Genomic DNA, 20,296 nt, shown 5'->3' on the forward strand with positions numbered 1-20,296 from the left:
ACCTAGCGCAGCAAGCGCACTCACTGTCGCCGCGCTTCACATTTCCGCCGGTCCGCGGGCAGCTCACCGCCGCGCCCGCGCTCGCAGGGCGGTCGAGCTGAGGTCGGACATCGGCAGGTTGATGAAACACCAGCTCGGCGGTGCACAGAGCGGCAGCAATGGCGCGGCAGCGCTTGGCAGGCGGGCATGTCGGAACACCGAGGCCGCCACCGAGCCCTGCGCGGCAAGCCGGCTGCCGGGGCGCGCCAGAACCCCGACGGGCACGCGGCGCATGATCTCCTGCCAGTCCTCCCAGCGGTGAAGCTGCGCAAGGTTGTCCGCCCCCATCAGCCAGACGAAGCGCACGCCGGCGTGGCCCGCCTGCAGCAGCGCCAGCGTGCGGGCGGTGTGGCGGGTGCCGGCGAGCGCCTCGAAGCCACTGATGTGCACCCGCGGGTGCCGCATCAGCGCGCGTGCGGCGGCGAGGCGCGCCTCCAGCGGCGCGGGGCCCTGCGGTTTCAGCGGGTTGCCCGGGCTGACCAGCCAGATGACCCGGTCGAGCCGGAAGCGCTTCAGCGCCTCGAGCGTGATGCGGACATGGCCTTCGTGCGGCGGGTCGAACGAGCCGCCGAGCAATCCGATCCTCTGCCCGGGCGCAAGGTGAAACCCGGTCTGATGCGCATTCCAGAGCATCCCGCCCCTTCCTTCAGGAATGAATGCTCAAAGACACCGGATTTCGATTTGGGTTCAACCGGATTTTTCCGGCTCCGGGGTCCCGGGCCCCGCGGATCCCGCGAAACAAGGCATTTGCTTTCCCCCCGTGCGGTGCCATACACGCCCGCAAAGCTTTTTCACCGGAGGAACCGATGGCCAGCTATCAGTACGTCTACCACATGGACGGCGTCTCCAAGACCTATCCCGGCGGCAAGAAATGCTTCGAGAACATCCGTCTCAGCTTTCTGCCCGGGGTGAAAATCGGTGTCGTCGGCGTCAACGGCGCCGGTAAATCGACCCTGCTCCGCATCATGGCGGGCATCGACAAGGACTTCTCGGGCGAGGCCTGGGCCGCCGAGGGCGCCAAGGTCGGCTACCTGCCGCAGGAGCCCGAGCTCGACGCCTCGCTCGACGTGCGCGGCAACGTCATGCTCGGCGTGGCCGCGAAGAAGGCCAAGCTCGACCGGTTCAACGAACTGGCGATGAACTACAGCGACGAGACCGCCGACGAGATGGCGCAGCTGCAGGACGAGATCGATTCGCAGAACCTGTGGGATCTCGACAGCCAGATCGACGTCGCGATGGAAGCGCTGCGCTGCCCGCCGGACGAGGCGGATGTCACCACTCTCTCGGGCGGCGAGAAGCGCCGCGTGGCGCTCTGCAAGCTGCTGCTCGAAGCGCCCGAGATGCTGCTGCTCGACGAACCGACCAACCACCTCGACGCCGAGACCATCGCATGGCTGCAGAACCACCTCATCGAGTACAAGGGCACGATCCTCTGCGTCACGCACGACCGCTACTTCCTCGATGACATCACCGGCTGGATCCTCGAGCTCGACCGCGGCCGCGGCATCCCCTACGAGGGCAACTACTCGAGCTGGCTGGAACAGAAGGCCAAGCGCCTCGAGCACGAGGCCCGCGAGGACAAGGCCAAGCAGAAGACCCTCGAGCGCGAACTCGAGTGGATGCGCCAGGGCGCCAAGGCCCGCCAGGCCAAGTCGAAGGCGCGTATCGCGGCCTACGAGGAAATGGCAGGCCAGTCCGAGCGCGAGAAGGTCGGCAAGGCCCAGATCATCATCCCCAACGGCCCGCGCCTTGGCAGCAAGGTGATCGAGGTCGAGGGCCTGAAGAAGGCCATGGGCGACAAGCTCCTGATCGAGGATCTCGACTTCTCGCTGCCGCCGGGCGGTATCGTCGGCGTCATCGGCCCGAACGGCGCCGGCAAGTCGACGCTGTTCAAGATGCTCACCGGGCAGGAACAGCCGGACGAGGGCTCGGTCACCTACGGCGACACGGTCAAGCTGTCCTACGTCGACCAGTCGCGCGACGATCTGGCCAGCGACGCCACGGTCTGGGAAGCGATCTCCGACGGCGCCGAGATCATCCAGCTCGGTGATGCGCAGATCAACTCGCGCGCCTATTGCGGTGCCTTCAACTTCAAGGGCGGCGACCAGCAGAAAAAGGTCGGCCTGCTCTCGGGCGGCGAACGCAACCGCGTGCACATGGCGCGCCTGCTGAAAGAGGGCGGCAACGTCCTGCTGCTCGACGAACCGACCAACGACCTCGACGTGGAGACCCTCCGCGCCCTCGAGGACGCGCTTGTCGACTTCGCCGGCTGCGCCGTGGTGATCTCGCACGACCGCTTCTTCCTCGACCGGATCTGTACCCACATCCTGGCCTTCGAGGGCGAGGCGCATGTGGAATGGTTCGAAGGCAACTTCGAGGACTACGAGGAAGACAAGAAGCGCCGTCTCGGCGCCGATGCGCTCGAGCCGACCCGCGTGAAGTTCAAGAAATTCGCGCGCTGAGCCGGTTTCCGCCGCTCACGCCTCACGAAATCAGCAACCCCACGCACTTGACGGTGCGTGGGGTCTTTCGTTTTTCGAGGTCGAGGATTAGGTGCCCTGCCGCGGGAGAAGCGGCCAATCGCCCGGCCTCCCGTGCAACACACGCATAGACCTCAAGAGTTCGACATGAGCACGCAGTCCGCACAGAAATCGCGCCAGACGGCCAGCAAGAAACCGGAACCCGAGCCACAGCCCGCGTTCCGCTTCACCGACTGGGCGATGATCTGACGCTCAGGTGGCGGCCAGCGCCACCGCCCACATCCCAAGACCGAACACCGTGTGGGCTATCAGACCCAGCGCCCGCCCCTTCCACGGGGCGGGCGTTTTCGACAGGGCCCAGCCCAGGCCCATGCCCGGCTGCAGCAGGAACCAGCCCGCCGCGATGGTGACCAGCGCAAAGAGCCAGAGCGGCAGAAAGCGCGGCTCGGCCAGCCATCCCGGCCCCGCCAGCAGCACGAAGAGCACGCCGTAGACGAGCCCCACCGCGTAGTGGAAGGCCCAGCCGATGGCGCTCTCGTTGGGGATCGGCGGCGTGGCGGCGATGTCGTCGTGAAAGACCTTGCCACCGAGCGCGCGCACCAGCCAGCGCCCTTGATTGTGCCACGCCGGTTTCGGGTAGCCGAGCACGAGGTGCAGCAGCAGCGCCCAGATGTCCATGGCGATGGTGCCTCCCAGCCCCATGGCCAGTCCGACAAGTACCTGCTGCATCGCTAACCTCCTGTGAACGCACCAGAGATGCCGCAAGGGCAAGCGCACCACAAGGCCGAATGCACCTGGCGGGGCCCAGCGGGCCGGGCGCGCAACCCCGGCATTCCGGGCGGCAGGCTCCCTCCCACGGGTCAGCACCGGGGGCGTCCGACGCGGAGCGGGCAGCCATCGCCAAGCGGCCTCCGCAAGCCGCCCGCCTCCCCCCGAGAACGCCGCCGGCGGCAAAGGCAAGCCCCGATCCAGGCGCGCCCCGAGATGGGCCGATCCCTGCCCACCCGGCCTTCGCGGCAGCCCCCATTCCCGGGCAACCCCTTGATGCCAATGGTGACAATCTTGCCAACCTGGCGGCGAGGCGCCGCCCCACCCAAAGCGAATCCCCTTGAATTTCAGGCCTAATCGTGGCAGCGTCGAGCACGCTAGGCTTCTATTCGACGACCCAGTTCCTACCCGGCACGCAGTCTATCGATACAGACGTTTCTACGCCGGGCTGCCGCAGTTCCGTGGGCAGCACATAGACAGGAAGGGGTTTATCCCATGGCAACTGGTACCGTGAAGTGGTTCAACACCACCAAGGGTTATGGCTTCATCGCTCCCGATGGCGGCTCCAAGGACGTCTTCGTCCACATCTCTGCAGTCGAGCGTTCGGGCCTCACCGGCCTCGCCGACAACCAGAAAGTGACCTACGAGCTGCAGGCAGGCCGTGACGGCCGCGAAAGCGCCGTGAACATCCAGCTCGCCTGAGCACCGGATTTCGCGGGGGATCTCCCCCGCACAGCGAAGGGGCGGCCCGTCTGGGACCGCCCCTTTTGCTTGCGCAGTGTGGTTTCTTGCGCAGTGTGGCTGGCAGGGCCAGCTCAGAGCCGGCGCTGCACTTCGCGCAGCGCGCTCTGCGCCATCCGCAACTTCTGGCTGTGACTGCGCTTCACCGGGCGACGGCGGATCGGCCGGTTGCTGCGGGTCTGGCTCGCGGCATAGCTCGACGCCGCGCGACGTATGATGTTTGCAAGGGACATGGGGTCCTCCGGGTCAGGTAAAATGCCCCGTGCGGGGCTTGCCTAGGAAACCCCTCGCGCCCCCTGCCGGTTCCGCGCCACCGTCAGGAGAAGGCGTTGCCGCTCTTGACCCCGAGCTTGCGGAAGACGATCGCCGCCGGGCAGAAGCCGGTTATCGCCGATTGCATCAGGTTCAGCCCGATGAACACGGTGAACCAGACCCAATAGGGCGACACCCAGACGGTGAGCGCCACGCTCAGCAGCACCATCACCCCGGCAAACAGCATTACGGCACGGTCCAGTGTCATGTTCTGCACTCCTTCAGACCTCCGGATGCCCCCTCGGCACCCCGCTGAGAGAAATGTAGGCGCGCGCGCCATCACATTCAATATTCAGAATTCAATGAGCTGCTCGGTTCAGCGGAACAGGCGCCAGCCGGCGAGCAATCGCGTTGACGTCGTCACCGCGCAGGCCGCCGCGAACCCCCAGGCCAGCGGCACGAAGGCCGCGGGAAAGAGGCAGATGGCGACGAAGAGCGCGATGGTCTCCGCCCCCTCGGTCAGCCCGCCGAGGTAGTAGATACCCTTGCTGGGGTAGTCCGCCGCCGCCATCCCGCGCCGCTCGGCGATCAGCGAAAAGGCCAGGAAGGACGAGCCGGTGCCGATGAAACTGGCGATCAGCGCCGCGGCGGCCAGCGCATTGGCCTGCGGATCGGCCAGCGCGAAGCCGAGCGGGAAGAGCGCGTAGAACAGGAAGTCGAGCGCGATATCGAGAAAGGCGCCGCGGTCGGTCGGCCCGGCTCGCCGCGCGATCTCGCCGTCGAGCCCGTCGGCCACACGGTTCGCCACCAGCCCCGCCAGCGCCAGCCCGGGAGCGCCGCAGGCCGCCGCCCCGGCCCCGGCGAGACCGCAGGCAAAGCCCGCCAGCGTGACCCAGTCGGCCCTGATGCCGCGCTCATGCAGCGCGCGGGCGACGGGATGCAGCAGGCGGCGCTGCAGCGGCAGGAGGTAAGCGTCTATCATGGCGGCAAGTCTTGGACCGGCTTGCCCCGGCGTTCAAGCCGCTCCGCTCAGGTGATGCGCCGCGCCCGAAGCGTCAGCACCTGCCGCAGCGTCTCGCTCGGTGGAACGGTGCGGAAGATGTCGCCCATCATCGACAGGTCGGCGCGCAGCCCCTCGATCCAGCCACCCCGCTTGTCGTGTTTCCACGGGCTCTCGACCTCGGGCCAGCGCACCACGGCGACGCGCAACCCGGCGTCGATCCACAGCCGGTTCATGAAGACCTCGAGCCCGAAGCGCGGCAGGGTGTGCAGCGCATCGAGCTGCGCGGCCAGCACGGCACGGGGCATCACCCGCTCGCCGGAGATGTAGTCGATGCCGATGGCCCGCCACAGCAGCGGCGCGTTGCGGCGCAGGCTCATGGCCGCATCGGCGCGCCCCTCGAGCACCGGCCCGGCCAGCGCCGAGAGGTGCCCCTCCCCCAGCCCGATGAGATCGCTGTCGAGCAGCAGCACATGGGTGCCGCGTGCCTCGGAGATGCCGCGCGCCACAGCGCGGGTCTTGCCGCCGTTGCGCGGCTGGCGCAGCACCCGCAGCTTGCCGTGCCCCTGTCCCGCGGCCTCGGCCACCTCGGCTGTGCCGTCCGACGAGCCGTCGTCGACCACCACCACCTCGCCGATCAGCGGGTGGTCCAGCACCGCCGCCAGCACCGCGGCAATGCGCGGCGCCTCGTTGAAGGCGGGGATGATGCAGCTGAGTGCGCAGGTCGTCATGGCTTGCCCCCCATCCTGAGGCCCGTCTTCACGCTTCGGCGCAGCACCCAGCCCACGCCGAAGAGCACCAGCCCGCCCAGCAGCACCAGCGAGGCGCGGGCGATCCAGTTGTCGATCTGGCTGTAGGCCGAGCCCAGCGTGTAGCCGAGCGCGACGAAGAACAGGCTCTTGGGGATGGTGGCCAGCGTGTTGACCCAGAAGAAGCGCCAGATGGACATGCGCGCCAGCCCCGCCGCCACGAGGATCGGCGCACCGGCGCTATGGGTGATCTTGCCGATCACCAGCGTGCGCCCGCCCTTGTGGTGGAAGTGCCCGGCCAGCGCGGCAAGCCGCGCGCGATTGAGCCCCATCTTCATCAGCCAGCTCTGCGGCAGCCGGTTCAGCCCCCAGCGCCCGATGGCGTAGTAGAGCATGTCACCCGCGATATCCGCGGCGATCACCACGAGCGTGACGCTCCAGATGTCCAGCAGCCCCCGGCTCGCGAGCCAGGCGGCGATCACCGTGACGATCGGCCCCTCGAGCAAGGCGATGGGCGCGAGGATCGCCAGACCTTCCTTGGCGATGAGGGCAGTTACCGTTTCCAGTCCGATCAAGGCTCTACTCCGCTGGCCCCGCAGCCGCCCGCGCCCGGCGGTCCGGAGCCGTCCCCCGGGTCGCCTGGGAGGCCGTCTCGGGCGCCATGTCCGTCCCGCGCCAGGAGATGCCGCGCCCCGCCCATGTGGCAACCCAGATCGCCGGAAGCAAGAGGTCGCGCACCAGCATGGCCGCGAGATCGCGCAGCCCGGCAGGCCAGCCCGCCACGCGGCACAGGGCCCATTCCGCAGCGTACCACAGGCAGGCCAGCAGCGGCAGCGTCCAGGCGCTTGCCGCGCCTATGAGGGCCAGCCCGGTCAGGCCGAGCAGCGGCAGCAGCGGGCCCTGGGCGATTTCCCCGATGAAGAGACCGGGAAAGCCGTCGCGCCGCACCCGCGACCAGCGGAGTTGGCGGTCCCAGACCGCCCGCGCTTCGCGCCGCCCGATCGGCTGGGCAAAGAGCCGCCGCGCCAGCCGCACTTTCAACCCCTGCGCGCGCACCAGCTTGGTCGAGGCCACGTCTTCGGCAAGGTTGCGCCCCAGCGCCTCGAACCCGCCGCCCGCGTCCAGCACCGCGCGTTTCCAGAACAGCGTCTTGCCCTGCGCGAAGCCGAACCCGAGGCTGTCCGCCGCGAGCTGCCAGCGGCCCTGCGAGCTGTTGAGGAAGGCGCATTCCACCGCGCCCCAGAAGTTGCCCGGACGGCTGCCCGCGGGCGGGGCCGAGACGAGGCCGGTGTCGCCGCGCCATGTCGCCGCCAGCCGGCGCAGGTAGTCGCGGTCGAGCAGCAGGTTGCTGTCGGTCATCACCAGCGCATCGCTCTGCGCCGCAGCAACGCCCTTGACGAGGTTGTTGAGCTTGGGGTTGCCGGTCAGCCGGGTTTCGCCGATCAACAGCTGCGCGGGCACATGCGGGTGCTCGGCGATCAATCGACGCACCAGCGGCACCGCGGCATCGTCCTCGCGGGCGGCGCAGAAGATCACCTCGTAGGCGGGATAGGCCTGCCGGAAGGACGAGCGCAGCGTCTCCTCGTCGAAGGCATCGAGCCCGCAGACCGGGCGGATCAGCGACAGGAAGGGCAGCGCGCGCGCCTCCGGCTGCGGACCGGGGGTGACATAGCGCCAACCGGCCAGCGCGGCGCTGGCGAGATGGAGAGCCAGCGGCACCAGGACGAGCAGCAGACAGGCCAGCAACATTATAGCGCCCCCTCTGCCACGGCCTTGCCCTCGACCGGGCGGGCCGCTGCCGCCGGGCGCGGCGCGGCGGCGGTCGCGGTCGCACGCTCGTAGCTGAGCAGGCGCATCTCGCCGTCGAAATCCTCGGCCAGCGCGGTCAGGCTGTCGACCCAATCGCCGCAATTGGCATAGACGACGCCGTTGTGCCGGCGCAGGCCGGGCTTGTGCGAATGGCCGCAGATCACCCCCATGGCCCCGGCAGCCCCCGCAAGCTTGGTCAGCTTGCGCTCGAACCCGTCGCCCATCGCCAGCAGGGTGTTGGCCCCTGCAAGCACCCGGTCGACGAAGCTCTGCTCCCATTCGGTGAGCCCGGCGCGGCGGCGCAGGTAGCCGTCGAGCTGGCGCAGCAGCGCATCGGCGCGGCTGCCAAGACGGGTCATGAAATGCCAGCGCAGGATGCGCGGATCGCATTGGTCGCCGTGCAGCACCAGGTAGCGCCGCCCGTCCGCCGCGGTGTGGATCACCGCCTCGCGCAGCTCCCAGCCCTCGATCGCCGCGCCCGGATCGCGCATCGTCGCATCGTGGTTGCCCGGCAGGTAGACGACCCGCGTGCCCGCCGTCGCCCGTGCCCGCAGCTCGGCCATGATCGCGTCATGCGCCGCGGCCCAGTGTAGGCGCCCGCCGTGCCACAGGTCGAAGATGTCGCCGACGAGGTAGATGGTCTCGGCGTCGACGCCGCGCAGGAACTCTAGGATGGGTGCGGCGCGGCAGGCGCGCGCGCCTAGGTGCAGGTCGGAAATGAACAGGCTGCGGTAAGGCTTGCGAGCGTTCAGGGCATCGGAAAAGGTCGGCATCCGGGCATGTTCCTTCACTGTTCGCCCGCCTTATGGCGTCTCGATGTATCGTCAGTGTGACGCTGCATCCGCGAGAACGTGAATCGGGCGCCAAAGGTTCCCGCTCAGCCAGAAATTCCTGTTCTTTCCCATACTTCTCGATGGATCACCGCAGCAAGATACGCCCGGCCCGCTGGGTGGCCGGGCAGCGCCCGGCGCCTCACTTGGGGAAGAGCAGCGTCACGCCGAAGCGCGCGCCCCAGCCCTCGGGACCGTTCGGCGCGGAGTCGGCGTAGTAGCGCACCCCGCCCTGCCAGCTCACCGGCGTGCCGCCGATGTTGGTCAGCTTGGAGGCCAGCAACCCGATCGGCGCCGAGTCGGTGTCGTTGACCCAGTCATGCGTCCACTCGGCCTGCAGCGTCGCGGTCCAGCCGTTGTCGTAGGCATAGGCCATGAACGGCTGGGTGAAGGTCGTATCGATCTCCACCGGCCCGTCCCAGTCCCACAGGTGGTTGGCGAGCACGCCCAGCGTCCAGGGGCCGCTCTGCTTGAGAACCACGCCGGTCACACCCGCGGCGAAGGTATCGAGCCCGAGGTTGTCCTCGGTGGCTGTCGGGAACAGGAAGGCCGGACCTACACCCCAGATCAGACCGCCCGGGCTCGGCGTCGGCGAGAAGAAGAAGCTCTGCGTGGTGTCGCCCAGCCCCCAGTCATCCTCGCCCTCCGAAGGCAGGTTGTATTGCGACACGACGGGCACGATCGTGCGCGAGATCAGGTTCCAGCCGCCGCCGAGATCGAAGGGGATGACCGGCTGGATGTTCATCGTCCAGCGCTCGCCCTTGTCGTCCGGCCCGATGTTGTCATCGAAGTTGAACTGGAAGGGCACGGAGATCAGCGAGGCCACCGGGTTCGAGAGCTGCTTCTGGAGATCCGCCGCATCCGACGGGGCTTGTGCCAGGGCTGGGCTTGCAAGCAGTGCCGCGGCAGTGCCGACCGCCGCCACTCGGGGAAAATGGGTCATGATAGCGCTCCAATGAAAAGTCATGCGGAAAAGGCTTGATGAACACACTTTTCAGAAGCCTAGGCGAAATCGCCCGGCCAGCGAAACAACTTTTCCGGGTACATCTATTACGCGGCGGAAAGCAGGCAATTTCGCAACGCCGCGACCACGCAATAGGGCGCCGGCGCAGCGCAGAAACCGGTGTGCGATTCGCAGCGAGCCAAGCTGACTCAACGGATTTGGAATGTCGTGAAGGACCTGCACCCCGTCTTGGGTGCTTGGCAGGGGCAGCAGGGTTCGAACCCGCGACCTACGGTTTTGGAGACCGTCGCTCTACCAGCTGAGCTATACCCCTGTGTACGGCGCTCTCTAGAAGGTTCTGAGAGCATGGTCAACAGGGGAACCGCGTGAAAATCGGCTTCCCTCGCGATGCCCCGAACTCCCGGCCCGACCGCGGCCCGCTTGCATCACTCGCCCTCGGCCGGCGGCTCGTAGGTCAGCAGCAGCTTGTAGGCGCAGATCGCGCCGAATCCGAAGCCGACGACCATCCAGCCGGGCGATCCGATGAGCAGCTCCATCACGCCCCAGCCGAGGCAGACGAGGGTGATCGCGATGCGCAGCCAGAGCGGGCGATAGAAGGGGTGCGAAAAGTCGAACATGGGAACTCCTGCCTCGGGTTTTGCCTTTCCTAGCAGCAACCGGACCGCAAGGCACGCCGGAGCGCACCATGCACCGCACCCTGCGCAGATGAACAGGTGCCCCGCGCCGATGCGGGAAGACGGCCCCGCCTGCCCTACCTATCTCGGGCAGACAAGATGCCGCAACGATCCCGGAGACCCGCCATGTCCCCTCGCACCGAGACGCCGCCCTCGGGCAATGCGTTCCACCACCGCGTCCACCGCCCGGCCGAGCCCGACGGTTCCGCCATCCTGCTCCTGCATGGCACCGGCGGCACCGAGAGCGACCTGCTGCCGCTGGGCCAGGCGCTGGCGCCGCGCGCCACGCTGCTCGGCGTGCGCGGCCGCGCCAGCGACGAGGGGGTCAACCGCTGGTTCCGCCGCCTCGAGATGGCCCGCTTCGACCAGGACAGCATCCGCGACGAGGCCGCGGCGTTCGCGGCGTTCCTGCCGGACCTGCTGGAAAGCCAGGGCGTCGACCCCGCGCGGCTGACCGTGCTGGGGTATTCCAACGGCGCCAATTTCGCCGCCGCGCTGATGGCGTTGCACCCCGGCCTGCTGCGCCGCGCCATCCTGCTGCGCCCGATGCTGGTGCTCGAAGATCTGCCCGAGGTCGATCTGTCGGGAACGGAAGTGCTGGCGATCTCCGGCCAGGCAGATCCCTATGGCGGCCACGCCCCCGCGCTGGTGGACTGGCTGAAAGGCGCGGGCGCCCGGCTCGATTCGCGGGCCCTGCCGACCGGTCACGGCCTCAGCCAGGCCGACCTGAACATTGCCGCCGACTGGCTCCCGCAAGGCGCGACCTGACGCCCAGAATGCACGCGCTGCGCGAAGAATGTAGGGAAGTCTGCAGCGCTGTGGCATAGTTGTCCGCATGGACCCCGCGTTGAAGACCCTCTGGCCCGGCGCCGCGACGCGCTTTCTCGCCCTGCGCCTGCTGCCGGGCGACGACCTGCGCGCCACGCTCGACCGGGCCTTCGCAGCCGAGCGCGAGCACGCGGGCTTCGTCGTGGCCTGCGTCGGAAGCCTCTCCAGGGTCTGCCTGCGGCCCGCCGGCCTCGATGCGCCGCTCTCGCTGGAGGTCACGCTGGAGATCGTCTCGCTCTCAGGCACCTTCTCGGACAATGGCCCGCACCTGCATGTCGCCGTATCGGATTCGAAGGGGTCCATGCTCGGCGGGCACCTGCTCGAGGGCTCCGTCGTGCGCACCACCGCCGAGGTGGTGATCGGCCTCGCGCCGGTGCATTTCCGCCGCATGGTCGATCCGCGCACCGGCTACCCCGAACTGCTCTTCGACTAGAGGCGCAGGGCCCGCCCTTTCGCCTAGGCAGAAATATCCCGGGGGAGACCGCCGCAGGCGGTCGGGGGCAGCGCCCCCGTCTGCGCACCGGCCGCGGGCGTCCCGCAACCGGTCAGCCGAAGAAGGCCCGCCGCAACAGGTTCAGCGCCGCCACCAGCAGCACGACCAGGGTCAGCTTGCGGAACATCGCCTGGTCGATGCGGTCGTGGACGCGCCGGCCCAGCCACATGCCCGCCATCGCCGGGATCAGCAGCGCCGCGGAGAAGGGCGCCGTCTGCGCGTTGAACACGCCCGACACCGTGTGCGCCGCAACCAGCGAGATCGCGCCCAGCCCGTAGGCCACGCCCTGCACCCGGATCTGGTCGCGCTTCTCGGTACCGATCGCCGTCAGATAGGCCACGAAGGGCGGCCCCCAGACCCCGGACATGCCGCCGATGAAGCCGGCCACCCCGCCCACCGTCGCCTCGAGCGCCGGGGTCGATCCGTTCGGCAGGTTCGGCCGCCAGCCCGCCAGCTGCATCAGGCAGAAGAGGAAGACCGGCCCGCCGATCATCGCCAGCAGCACCTGCACCGGCAGCACCCGCACGAGCTGCGCCGAAAGCGCCAGCATGATGAAGGCGACGACCAGGAAGACCTTGAAGCGCTTCACCGTCTCCCAGGCCGCGCGCGGTCCCTCGCCGAAGGCTTGCAGCGCATTGGTCGCCACCGTCGGCAGGATCAGCCCGGCGAGCGCCAGCTCGGGCGAGACCACCGAGCCCAGCCCCGAGATCATGATCATCGGCATGGCGAAGCCGACCATGCCCTTGACCAGCCCGGCCAGTGCTGCGACGGCGAAGGCGAGCGCCAGCATGGGCGGCGAGACGAGGGTGAAGAGTGCATCCATAAAGCGCTCATATCATGGGGTGATCCGCCGAACAGCCGTAATCTTCCGGGTAATATTGCAAACCATTATATTGCACTTTGGGTATTTTTGTTGCGCTGCGACTGCAAAATCGCTATGCCGGTCCCTGGCACAGGAGGAGGCGATTCATGGCTCATGACGGACAGGGTGGCATGGTGGAAAACGGCATCGTGCTGGGGGATCTTCTGGCGCTGACCGGCGCGGCACTGGCCCCGGTGGAGCAGGTCTTCGAAGCGGCCCGCACCGCCGTTCGCGCGCAGGTCGAGGAGGATGGCCTCGTCTCGGGCAAGCTGATCGAAGAGCACCAGTTCGCCGCCCACGGCCTTGCATGGCTTGCCACCTACGCCGAGTCGCTGCGCCAGATGCACGGCTGGGCCGAGCGGCTGACGGCCGAGGGCACCTTTGGCGAGGTCGAGCAGTTGCTGCTGCAGATCGCCTTCGGCGAGTACCTCAGCCAGATCGCCGGCGGCATCCAGATGAACCAGGGCGAGATGGTGCGCCTGACCGATCTCGGCCTGCCCGCCTCTGCCGCCGCCCCGCTGCAGGAAGGTGCCGCGGTCACCCTTGCCGCGCGCGGCAATTCCCAGACCGCCCGCAGCCGTCTTGTTGCGCTGATGGAAGAGCGTGCCGCCGAGATCACCGTCGGCCGCACCGGCCTCGACGACGAGCTCGAGATGATCCGCGAGCAGTTCCGCCGCTACGCCGTCGAGAAGGTCGAGCCCTTCGCCCACGAGTGGCATCTCAAGGACGACTACATCCCGATGGAGGTGATCGAGGAACTGGCGGAGATGGGCGTCTTCGGCCTGACCATCCCCGAGGACTTCGGCGGTTTCGGCCTGTCAAAGGCGTCCATGTGCGTCGTCTCCGAAGAGCTGTCGCGCGGCTATATCGGTGTCGGCAGCCTCGGCACCCGGTCCGAGATCGCCGCGGAGCTGATCATCGCGGGGGGCACCGAAGAGCAGAAGGCGAAATGGCTACCCCGCATTGCCAGCGGCGAGACGCTCCCCACGGCGGTCTTCACCGAGCCCAACACCGGCTCGGACCTCGGCTCCCTGCGCACCCGCGCGGTGAAGGACGAGAACGGCGATTACACCATCACCGGCAACAAGACCTGGATCACCCATGCCGCACGCGCCCATGTGATGACCCTGCTCGCCCGCACCGATCCCGGCAGCGACAACTACAAGGGCCTGTCGATGTTCCTCGCCGAGAAGACCCCCGGCGACGACGACACCCCCTTCCCCACCCCCGGCATGACCGGCGGCGAGATCGAGGTGCTCGGCTATCGCGGCATGAAGGAGTTCGAGCTCGGCTTCGACGGCTTCAAGGTGAAGGGCGAGAACCTGCTCGGCGGCGAAGAGGGCAAGGGCTTCAAGCAGCTCATGGAGACCTTCGAAAGCGCCCGCATCCAGACCGCCGCCCGCGCTATCGGCGTGGCGCAATCGGCGCTCGACGTCGGCATGCGCTACGCACAGGAGCGCAAGCAGTTCGGCAAGTCGCTAATCGCCTTCCCGCGCGTCTCGGGCAAGCTGGCGATGATGGCCGTCGAGATCATGATCGCCCGCCAGCTCACCTATTTCTCGGCCCGCGAGAAGGACGAGGGCATCCGCTGCGACCTCGAGGCCGGGATGGCCAAGCTGCTCGGCGCGCGCGTGGCCTGGGCCAATGCCGACAATGCCCTGCAGATCCACGGCGGCAACGGTTTCGCGCTGGAGTACTCGATCAGCCGCATCCTGTGCGACGCGCGCATCCTCAACATCTTCGAGGGAGCGGCGGAGATCCAGGCTCAGGTGATCGCGCGGCGGCTTCTCGGCTGAGCGCCCCGCCTCCAACGCGCATGCAGGCCCCGCCCCGCGGGGCCTTCTGCGTTCTGCAGAACGCGCAATCCCGCTACCCTGCACTTGTCTGATCTGGATCAAGGCTGCGGCCCCAACCGCGTGGTCATCAGGGCGCAATTACATTCATGGAGAGCAATATGTCGTTCAAGGAACAACTCTCGGACAAGCGCAAGGAACTGCGCGAGCTGCGCAAGGCGATCCCCGAGACCTTCGCCGGTTTCGTCGAGATGGAAAAGGCGGCCTCGGCCGAGGCCGCGCTGGACCACAAGCAGAAGGAATACGTGGCGCTCGGCATCGGCATCGCGATCCGCTGCGACGCCTGCATCCTGAGCCACGTCAGCGCATTGGTCCGCCTCGGCGCCACCCGCGAGGAGATCGCCGATGTCTGCGGCATGGCCGTGCAGATGGGCGGCGGGCCGGGCCTGATGTATGCCGCCAAGGCGCTCGCCGCCTACGACGAATTCACCGCCGAGAGCTAAGCCTGCGACGGAAAGGCGTTCGGGCTGCGTATCAGAGGAGTTCAGGCAAGAAAGGACGCCCCATGAAGCCCCTCATCGCAGCAGCGACCGCCCTTCTCCTCTCCGCCACCGCGCTCGCGGCCCAGCCGCAGGGCGGCCCCGCTGCCGGCCCCGGGCGGGGCCCCGGCGACATGATCAAGCAGATGGATGCCAATGGCGACGGCAAGGTCACCAAGACCGAGTTCGAGGCCAACACCCGCGCCATGTTCGCCCGGATGGACCGCAACGGGGACGGCGTGCTGAGCGGCGACGAGCTGACCCCGCCGACGCGCCCGCGGAACTGACGTGCCGCGGCGTGTGCGAGAACCTTTCCAGCGGCCCGGCTCGGGCTGGCGGGACCTGATGCGCGTGCTGCGCATCGAGATCCTGCGTTTCTGGCGAGGCTGAGGCGCACCCCGGCATCCGGACAAGAAAAGGCCCCGGCGGAGCGCTCCGCCGGGGCCTTCTTCATTCTCGGACGCGGATCAGCCGCGCAGCGTGCCGCCGGTGGCCTTCTCGACCTTGGCGACGATCTTCGCCGCCACGGCCTCGATGTCCTTTTCCTTCAGCGTCGCGTCGCTCGGCTGCAGGCGCACGGTGATGGCGAGCGACTTCTTGCCCTCGCCGAGGCTGCCGCCGATGAACTCGTCGAACACGCGCACCTCCTCGATCAGCGCCTTGTCGGCGCCCGCCGCGGCGTTGACCAGGTCCAGCGCCGCCACATCGGCGTTTACCACGAAGGCGAAGTCACGCTCGACGGCCTGCAGGTCATTGAGCTTCAGCGCCGGGCGCGCGCCGCCGGAGTTGCGCGGCAGCGGGATGTCCTGCGGGTAGAGGGTGAAGGCCACGACGGGGCCCTTCACGTTCAACGCCTGCAGCACCTTGGGGTGCAGCTCGCCGAAGACGCCCAGCACCTTCTTCGGGCCGAGGCAGAGCTTGCCGTGACGGCCCGGGTGCCACCAGCCCTCGGCGCCGCGCAGGATCTGCATCTTGGCGGGCGCGCCCATGGCCGCGAGGATCGCCTCGGCATCGGCCTTGGCGTCGAAGACGTCGACGGGGCGCGAGGCACCGTGCACGTCCTTGGGACCGGTGCGGCCGACGAGGATGCCGGAGACCTGCGTTGCCTGCTCTCCGGGCTCACCGCCGGCGAAGGCCGGGCCGCATTCGAAGAGCGCCATGTCGGCAAAGCCGCGCGCCTGGTTGCGCGCCGCCGCCTGCAGCAGGCCCGGCAGCAGCGAGGGGCGCATGTGGCTCATCTCGGAGCTGATCGGGTTCGCCAGCATGGTCGCATCGGTGCCGCCGCCGAAGATCTCGGCCGCGGCCTGGTCGATGAAGCTGTAGGTCACACATTCGTTGTAGCCGAGCTCCGCCGTGGTGCGGCGGGCGATTTGCTCGCGCTTCTGCATCGGCGAGAGGATCGGCTTCGGCACGCCCGGCTGGGTGCGGCGCATCGGCTGGCCCTGCAGCTTGGTGAGAGAGGCAACGCGAGCCACCTCTTCCACCAGATCCGCCTCGCCCATCACGTCGGGGCGCCAGCTCGGGACATTGGCCATGTCGCCGTCGAAGGTGAAGCCGAGGGCGGTCAGCGTGGCGCGCTGCTCGTCCGCCGGGATCTCCATGCCGACGAGGCTGATCACCCGGTCGGTGTCGAGCTTGTAGGCGCGGCTCACGTCGGGGGTGGCACCTGCGACGATGACTTCCGAGGCCTCGCCGCCGGCGATCTCGAGGATCATCGCGGTGGCCGCCTCGATGCCCGGGGCTGCCGAGGCCGGGTCGATGCCGCGCTCGAAGCGGTAGCGGGCGTCGGAATTGATCTTCAGCGCGCGGCCCGTGTAGGCGGTGCGGACGGTTTCGAAGTACGCCGCCTCGAGGAAGACGTCGACGGTTCCCTCCGAGACGCCAGTGGGCTCGCCGCCCATCACGCCGCCGAGGCTTTCGACGGTGTCGCCGGCCGAAATCACCACCATGCCCGGCTCAAGCGTGTAGCTGCGCTCGTCCAGCGCCTCCAGCGTCTCGCCACCCTTGGCGCGGTGCACGCGCAGGTCGCCCGACACCTTGCCGGCGTCGAAGACGTGCAGCGGGCGGTTGCGGTCGAAGGTGAAATAGTTGGTCACGTCGACGAGGAAGCTGATCGGGCGCAGGCCGATGGCCTTCAGCCGGTCCTGCAGCCATTGCGGCGAGGGGCCGTTCTTCACGCCGCGGATGACGCGGCCGTAGAACACCGGGCAGTCGTCCAGCGTGTCTTCGTCGATGGTGACGTTGATCGGCGAGGCGAAACTGCCGGGCACGGTGACTTCGGGCAGCGGCTTCAGCGTACCGAGGCCGCGCGCCGCGAGATCGCGGGCAATGCCATGCACGCCAAGCGCGTCGGGGCGGTTCGGGGTGATGGCGATCTCGATCACCGGATCGACCTTGGCCGGATCGTTCGCCGCCAGCCAGTCGACGAAGGTCTCGCCGACTTCGCCCGAGGGCAGCTCGATGATACCGTCATGCTCCTCAGACAGCTCCATCTCGCGCTCGGAGCACATCATGCCGAAGCTCTCGATGCCGCGGATTTTGCCGACCTGGATGGTGGTGTCGATGCCGGGCACGTAGGTGCCGGGCTTGGCCACGACCACGGTGATCCCCTCGCGCGCGTTGGGCGCGCCGCAGATGATCTGGCTCTCGCCTTCATCGGTCATCACCGTGCAGACGCGCAGCTTGTCGGCGTCGGGGTGCTTCTCGGCCTTGAGCACCTTGCCGATGGTAAAGGCCGACAGGCGGTCGGCGGGGTTCTCGACCCCTTCGACTTCCAGTCCCAGATCGGTCAGTGCCTCGGTGATTTCCTCCACCGTGGCGGAGGTGTCGAGGTGGTCTTTCAACCAGGAAAGCGTGAATTTCATCTCTCGGCCCGGCTTGGTTTCGCTTGGGTCCGGTCCTTAGCGGAATGAGGCGGGAGGGGAAAGGGGGTTGGCCCGAGGGAGCGACGTCCCGGGGCCAAGGAAAGCAGGGGCGCTGCCCCTCTTGGCCTGCGGCCAATTCACCCCGGCGTAGTGGGCCGGCGTATTGGGAAAGAGAAGAAGAATCGAAAGGCCCGGCGGCAGCCTGTCCGCCGGGCGCGCTGGAAGAGTGCGGCTCAGAGCACCTTGCAGGCGTCTTCCATCTTGAGGCGCGGCAGGCGGTCGAAGACCTTCGAGGGCTCGCCGTAGCCGAGGTTGACCATGAAGTTCACCTTCCAGGTGGTGCCGGCAAGGAAGGTCTCTTCGACCAGCTTGGCATCGAAGCCGGACATCGGGCCGCAGTCGAGGCCGAGCGCGCGCGCCGCCAGCATCAGGTAGCCGCCCTGCAGCGAGGAGTTGCGGAAGGCGGTCTCGGTGATCATCGCCTCGGAGCCGGTGAACCAGGGCTTGGCGTCCACATGCGGGAAGAGCTCGCCGAGCTTCTCGTAGAACTCCATGTCCTGGCACACGATGACGGTGACCGGGGCGGTCATAGTCTTCTCGCGGTTGCCGCTGGAGAGCGCCGGCGAGAGCTTCTCCTTGGCCTCCTGGCTGCGGATGAAGACGAAACGCGCCGGCGAGCAGTTGGCCGAGGTCGGGCCCATCTTCACCAGGTCGTAGAGCTGCTCGAGGATATCCTCGGGGATGTCCTTGTCCTGCCAGGCGTTCTGGCTGCGGGCTTCAAGAAACAGCGTGTCGAGCGCCGTTGCATCGAGCGCGCCGGTGGGGAGGAGGTCTTTCATCTGTCGTGCCTTTCAGTCTTCAAGCGGGTTCCGCCAGCGCGGCTTCCACCGGCTGGCGCGAGATTTCAAGGGTTTGCGCGAGATCGGCGATCAGGTCCTCCGACCCGCGCGGCCCCATGATCTGGAGGCTGAGCGGGCCGTCCGAGGTCCAGGCGACCGGCAGCGAGAGCACCGGCAGGCCGAGGATCGAGCCGGGGCGGGTGAAGCCGGTCATGCCGGAGATCATCCGGGCGATCTCGGTGCCCTCTGCATGGACCAGCACCTCGGCCTGCGGCGCCACGTCGGCGAGGCCGGGCAGGATCACCAGGTCGGCGGCCCCGAAAATCTCCTCGGCGGTGCGCGCCATGGCGATCTCGCGGATCTGCCGGGCGCGCAGGTAGGCCTGGGCGGAGATGCCCGCCGCCTGCGCGAGCCGCGCGCGCACCTGGGTGCCGTAGGTCTCGGGGCAGTCGCGCAGCCGGTCGGCGTGCACCGTGGCGGCCTCGGCGATGGCAATGACATTGGCGGGTTCGGTGAGGTCCGAGAAATACCCCATGTCGAGCGAGACGAGGTCATGCCCCTGCCCCGCCAGCGCGCCCCGGGTCTCGGCGAGCGCGGTGCGCATCCGGTCCGAGATGCCCTCGACGAAGCCGCCGCGGTCGAAGGCGATGCGCAGCTTGCGCGGGGGCTCGGCCTGCGCCCGTGTCCTGCCGCCCGAGATCACCGAGAGCACGCGGCGCGCGCAGTCGACGGAGGCGGCGAGCGGGCCGACGGTGTCCTGCGTCCAGCTCAGCGGCATGGCTCCGGTGAGCGGCACGAGGCCGAGGCCGGGCTTGAAGCCGACCACGCCGTTGCAGGCCGCGGGCACGCGGATCGAACCGCCGGTGTCCGAGCCGAGCGCCGCGGGCACCAGCCTCATGCCGACCGCCACGCCCGAGCCGCTCGAGGAACCGCCGGGCACGCCGCCCGGCACCGCCGGGTTCTCGGGCATGCCGTGGTGATGGTTCTGCCCGGTCGGCCCCATGGCGAACTCCGACATCTGCAGGCGGCCGAAGTCCACCGCCCCCGCCGCATCGAGCCGCTCCAGCACCGTCGCGGTGCCGGTCGCGGTCTTGCGCGCGGACGGGTGGCCGCCGAAGCCGACGGTCGATCCCTTGCGGTCGAACATGTCCTTATGCGCCATGGGCACGCCGGCGAGCGGTCCCAGCGGCTTGCCCTCGCGCCGGGCGCGGTCCGAGAGAACGGCCTGCTCATAGGCGCGCTCCCATTCCAGACGCTGGAACGGCGAGAGCGTGCCGCGGGTGGTGATCCGGGACTGCAGTTCCGTGAGCAGCGCGGTGGCGGTGGTCTCGCCCGACTCGAGGCGCGAAAGGAGGCCGGCGATGGTCACCCCGCTCATGCGGCGCCCTCCGCAAAGGGATCGGTGGCCGCCAGCGCGCCGCAGCGTCCCGAGGGGCGCAGCGGGCCGTCGCCAGGCAGCGCGAGCAGCGGGTTGGCGAAGATGTCAGCCTCGACCCGGGCGCGTTGATCCTGCGCGATGGCGCGCTCACCCTCGGAGGGGGCGCGGCCCAGAAGGGCGGTCAGCTCCTGTTCCATGTTCGGGGTCCTTTCCCAGCGGCTCCGGGGCGGCTGACTGATGGGGGCTTGGGGGTATCTGCTGATCCGGCAGCGCGGCGGGGAAAAGGGGACGCGGGGAGGAATGCGGCGGCGGGACGCGCTCTGCCCAGCCGGTGACCGCATCCGCGCGTGGCGTGATGAGAAAATGGTCGCGGGCAGGAGCGCGGGAGGTCTGC

Annotated in this window: 23 protein-coding genes and 1 tRNA gene; 7 read left to right on the forward strand and 17 right to left on the reverse strand. The window is 68.5% G+C overall.

The window, feature by feature from the left end; genetic code table 11:
- Window positions 1–63 precede the first annotated feature (63 nt).
- Window positions 64–672 carry a nicotinate-nucleotide adenylyltransferase gene (locus LC039_RS12280; RefSeq protein ID WP_226624576.1) on the reverse strand — a complete coding sequence of 203 codons (609 nt, stop codon included), beginning with the start codon at window positions 670–672 and terminating at the stop codon, window positions 64–66.
- Window positions 673–845: 173 nt separating this feature from the next.
- Here LC039_RS12280 and ettA point away from each other — a divergent pair, with 173 nt between their 5' ends.
- Window positions 846–2,501, forward strand: coding sequence for an energy-dependent translational throttle protein EttA (gene ettA / locus LC039_RS12285; RefSeq protein ID WP_226624577.1), 1,656 nt, complete (start codon window positions 846–848; stop codon window positions 2,499–2,501).
- A gap of 270 nt (window positions 2,502–2,771) precedes the next feature.
- Here ettA and LC039_RS12290 read toward each other — a convergent pair whose 3' ends face one another.
- Window positions 2,772–3,248 carry a DUF2938 domain-containing protein gene (locus LC039_RS12290; protein ID WP_226624578.1) on the reverse strand — a complete coding sequence of 159 codons (477 nt, stop codon included), beginning with the start codon at window positions 3,246–3,248 and terminating at the stop codon, window positions 2,772–2,774.
- Between the two features lie 534 nt (window positions 3,249–3,782).
- On the opposite strand from LC039_RS12290, the gene LC039_RS12295 reads away from it, so the two are divergent.
- A complete protein-coding gene (locus LC039_RS12295) occupies window positions 3,783–3,989 on the forward strand; it encodes a cold-shock protein (RefSeq protein ID WP_066104551.1) in 207 nt (68 codons plus the stop codon).
- A gap of 113 nt (window positions 3,990–4,102) precedes the next feature.
- On the opposite strand, the gene LC039_RS12300 is transcribed toward LC039_RS12295, so the two are convergent.
- The 10 genes from LC039_RS12300 to LC039_RS12345 form a co-directional block, all read right to left on the reverse strand.
- Window positions 4,103–4,261, reverse strand: a complete 159-nt coding sequence (locus tag LC039_RS12300) for a hypothetical protein (protein ID WP_226624579.1) — start codon at window positions 4,259–4,261, stop codon at window positions 4,103–4,105.
- A gap of 83 nt (window positions 4,262–4,344) precedes the next feature.
- Window positions 4,345–4,548, reverse strand: coding sequence for a DUF2892 domain-containing protein (locus tag LC039_RS12305; protein ID WP_226624580.1), 204 nt, complete (start codon window positions 4,546–4,548; stop codon window positions 4,345–4,347).
- Between the two features lie 108 nt (window positions 4,549–4,656).
- Window positions 4,657–5,262, reverse strand: a complete 606-nt coding sequence (locus tag LC039_RS12310; protein WP_226624581.1) for a CDP-alcohol phosphatidyltransferase family protein — start codon at window positions 5,260–5,262, stop codon at window positions 4,657–4,659.
- A gap of 47 nt (window positions 5,263–5,309) precedes the next feature.
- The gene (locus LC039_RS12315; RefSeq protein ID WP_226624582.1) at window positions 5,310–6,011 is read right to left on the reverse strand and encodes a glycosyltransferase family 2 protein; all 702 of its coding nucleotides are present in this window, start codon (window positions 6,009–6,011) and stop codon (window positions 5,310–5,312) included.
- Window positions 6,008–6,604, reverse strand: coding sequence for a DedA family protein (locus LC039_RS12320; protein WP_226624584.1), 597 nt, complete (start codon window positions 6,602–6,604; stop codon window positions 6,008–6,010). Before LC039_RS12320 ends, LC039_RS12315 begins: the two co-directional genes overlap by 4 nt.
- Window positions 6,605–6,608: 4 nt before the next feature.
- On the reverse strand, window positions 6,609–7,778 hold the full coding sequence (locus tag LC039_RS12325) for a ceramide glucosyltransferase (protein WP_226624586.1): 1,170 nt from the start codon (window positions 7,776–7,778) through the stop codon (window positions 6,609–6,611).
- Window positions 7,778–8,611 (reverse strand): UDP-2,3-diacylglucosamine diphosphatase, encoded by an 834-nt coding sequence (locus LC039_RS12330; protein WP_226624588.1) that lies wholly within the window; start codon window positions 8,609–8,611, stop codon window positions 7,778–7,780. The genes LC039_RS12325 and LC039_RS12330 overlap by 1 nt, the downstream gene beginning before the upstream one ends.
- 199 nt (window positions 8,612–8,810) lie before the next feature.
- Window positions 8,811–9,611, reverse strand: coding sequence for a transporter (locus tag LC039_RS12335; protein ID WP_226624590.1), 801 nt, complete (start codon window positions 9,609–9,611; stop codon window positions 8,811–8,813).
- A gap of 258 nt (window positions 9,612–9,869) precedes the next feature.
- Window positions 9,870–9,945: transfer RNA gene (locus LC039_RS12340), tRNA-Trp, on the reverse strand.
- A gap of 112 nt (window positions 9,946–10,057) precedes the next feature.
- Entirely contained in the window at window positions 10,058–10,249 is a 192-nt protein-coding gene (locus LC039_RS12345; protein ID WP_226624592.1) for a DUF3329 domain-containing protein, read from the reverse strand.
- A 183-nt stretch (window positions 10,250–10,432) separates the two neighbouring features.
- Between LC039_RS12345 and LC039_RS12350 the strand changes: the two genes are divergently transcribed.
- Window positions 10,433–11,074, forward strand: coding sequence for an alpha/beta hydrolase (locus tag LC039_RS12350; protein ID WP_226624594.1), 642 nt, complete (start codon window positions 10,433–10,435; stop codon window positions 11,072–11,074).
- Window positions 11,075–11,141: 67 nt separating this feature from the next.
- A complete protein-coding gene (locus LC039_RS12355; RefSeq protein WP_226624599.1) occupies window positions 11,142–11,567 on the forward strand; it encodes a PPC domain-containing DNA-binding protein in 426 nt (141 codons plus the stop codon).
- Window positions 11,568–11,679: 112 nt separating this feature from the next.
- Here the strand turns inward: LC039_RS12355 and LC039_RS12360 are convergent, their stop codons facing one another.
- Window positions 11,680–12,450, reverse strand: coding sequence for a sulfite exporter TauE/SafE family protein (locus LC039_RS12360; protein WP_226624601.1), 771 nt, complete (start codon window positions 12,448–12,450; stop codon window positions 11,680–11,682).
- A 146-nt stretch (window positions 12,451–12,596) separates the two neighbouring features.
- Between LC039_RS12360 and LC039_RS12365 the strand changes: the two genes are divergently transcribed.
- From LC039_RS12365 to LC039_RS12375, 3 genes are all read left to right on the forward strand, one after another.
- On the forward strand, window positions 12,597–14,285 hold the full coding sequence (locus tag LC039_RS12365) for an acyl-CoA dehydrogenase family protein (RefSeq protein ID WP_226624603.1): 1,689 nt from the start codon (window positions 12,597–12,599) through the stop codon (window positions 14,283–14,285).
- A gap of 158 nt (window positions 14,286–14,443) precedes the next feature.
- Window positions 14,444–14,785 (forward strand): carboxymuconolactone decarboxylase family protein, encoded by a 342-nt coding sequence (locus tag LC039_RS12370; protein ID WP_226624605.1) that lies wholly within the window; start codon window positions 14,444–14,446, stop codon window positions 14,783–14,785.
- Window positions 14,786–14,847: 62 nt separating this feature from the next.
- On the forward strand, window positions 14,848–15,108 hold the full coding sequence (locus LC039_RS12375) for a hypothetical protein (RefSeq protein ID WP_226624610.1): 261 nt from the start codon (window positions 14,848–14,850) through the stop codon (window positions 15,106–15,108).
- 180 nt (window positions 15,109–15,288) lie between these two features.
- On the opposite strand, the gene pheT is transcribed toward LC039_RS12375, so the two are convergent.
- The 4 genes from pheT to LC039_RS12395 all read right to left on the reverse strand — a co-directional run bounded on the left by pheT (window position 15,289) and on the right by LC039_RS12395 (window position 20,099).
- A complete protein-coding gene (gene pheT, locus LC039_RS12380) occupies window positions 15,289–17,685 on the reverse strand; it encodes a phenylalanine--tRNA ligase subunit beta (RefSeq protein WP_226624612.1) in 2,397 nt (798 codons plus the stop codon).
- Window positions 17,686–17,918: 233 nt separating this feature from the next.
- A complete protein-coding gene (locus tag LC039_RS12385) occupies window positions 17,919–18,524 on the reverse strand; it encodes a malonic semialdehyde reductase (protein ID WP_226624614.1) in 606 nt (201 codons plus the stop codon).
- Between the two features lie 19 nt (window positions 18,525–18,543).
- The gene (locus LC039_RS12390; protein WP_226624616.1) at window positions 18,544–19,902 is read right to left on the reverse strand and encodes an amidase; all 1,359 of its coding nucleotides are present in this window, start codon (window positions 19,900–19,902) and stop codon (window positions 18,544–18,546) included.
- The gene (locus LC039_RS12395) at window positions 19,899–20,099 is read right to left on the reverse strand and encodes a hypothetical protein (protein ID WP_226624618.1); all 201 of its coding nucleotides are present in this window, start codon (window positions 20,097–20,099) and stop codon (window positions 19,899–19,901) included. The genes LC039_RS12390 and LC039_RS12395 overlap by 4 nt, the downstream gene beginning before the upstream one ends.
- Between the last annotated feature and the right edge of the window lie 197 nt (window positions 20,100–20,296).

This window comes from Alloyangia pacifica (assembly GCF_020524285.1).
Lineage (GTDB): Bacteria > Pseudomonadota > Alphaproteobacteria > Rhodobacterales > Rhodobacteraceae > Salipiger > Salipiger pacificus_B.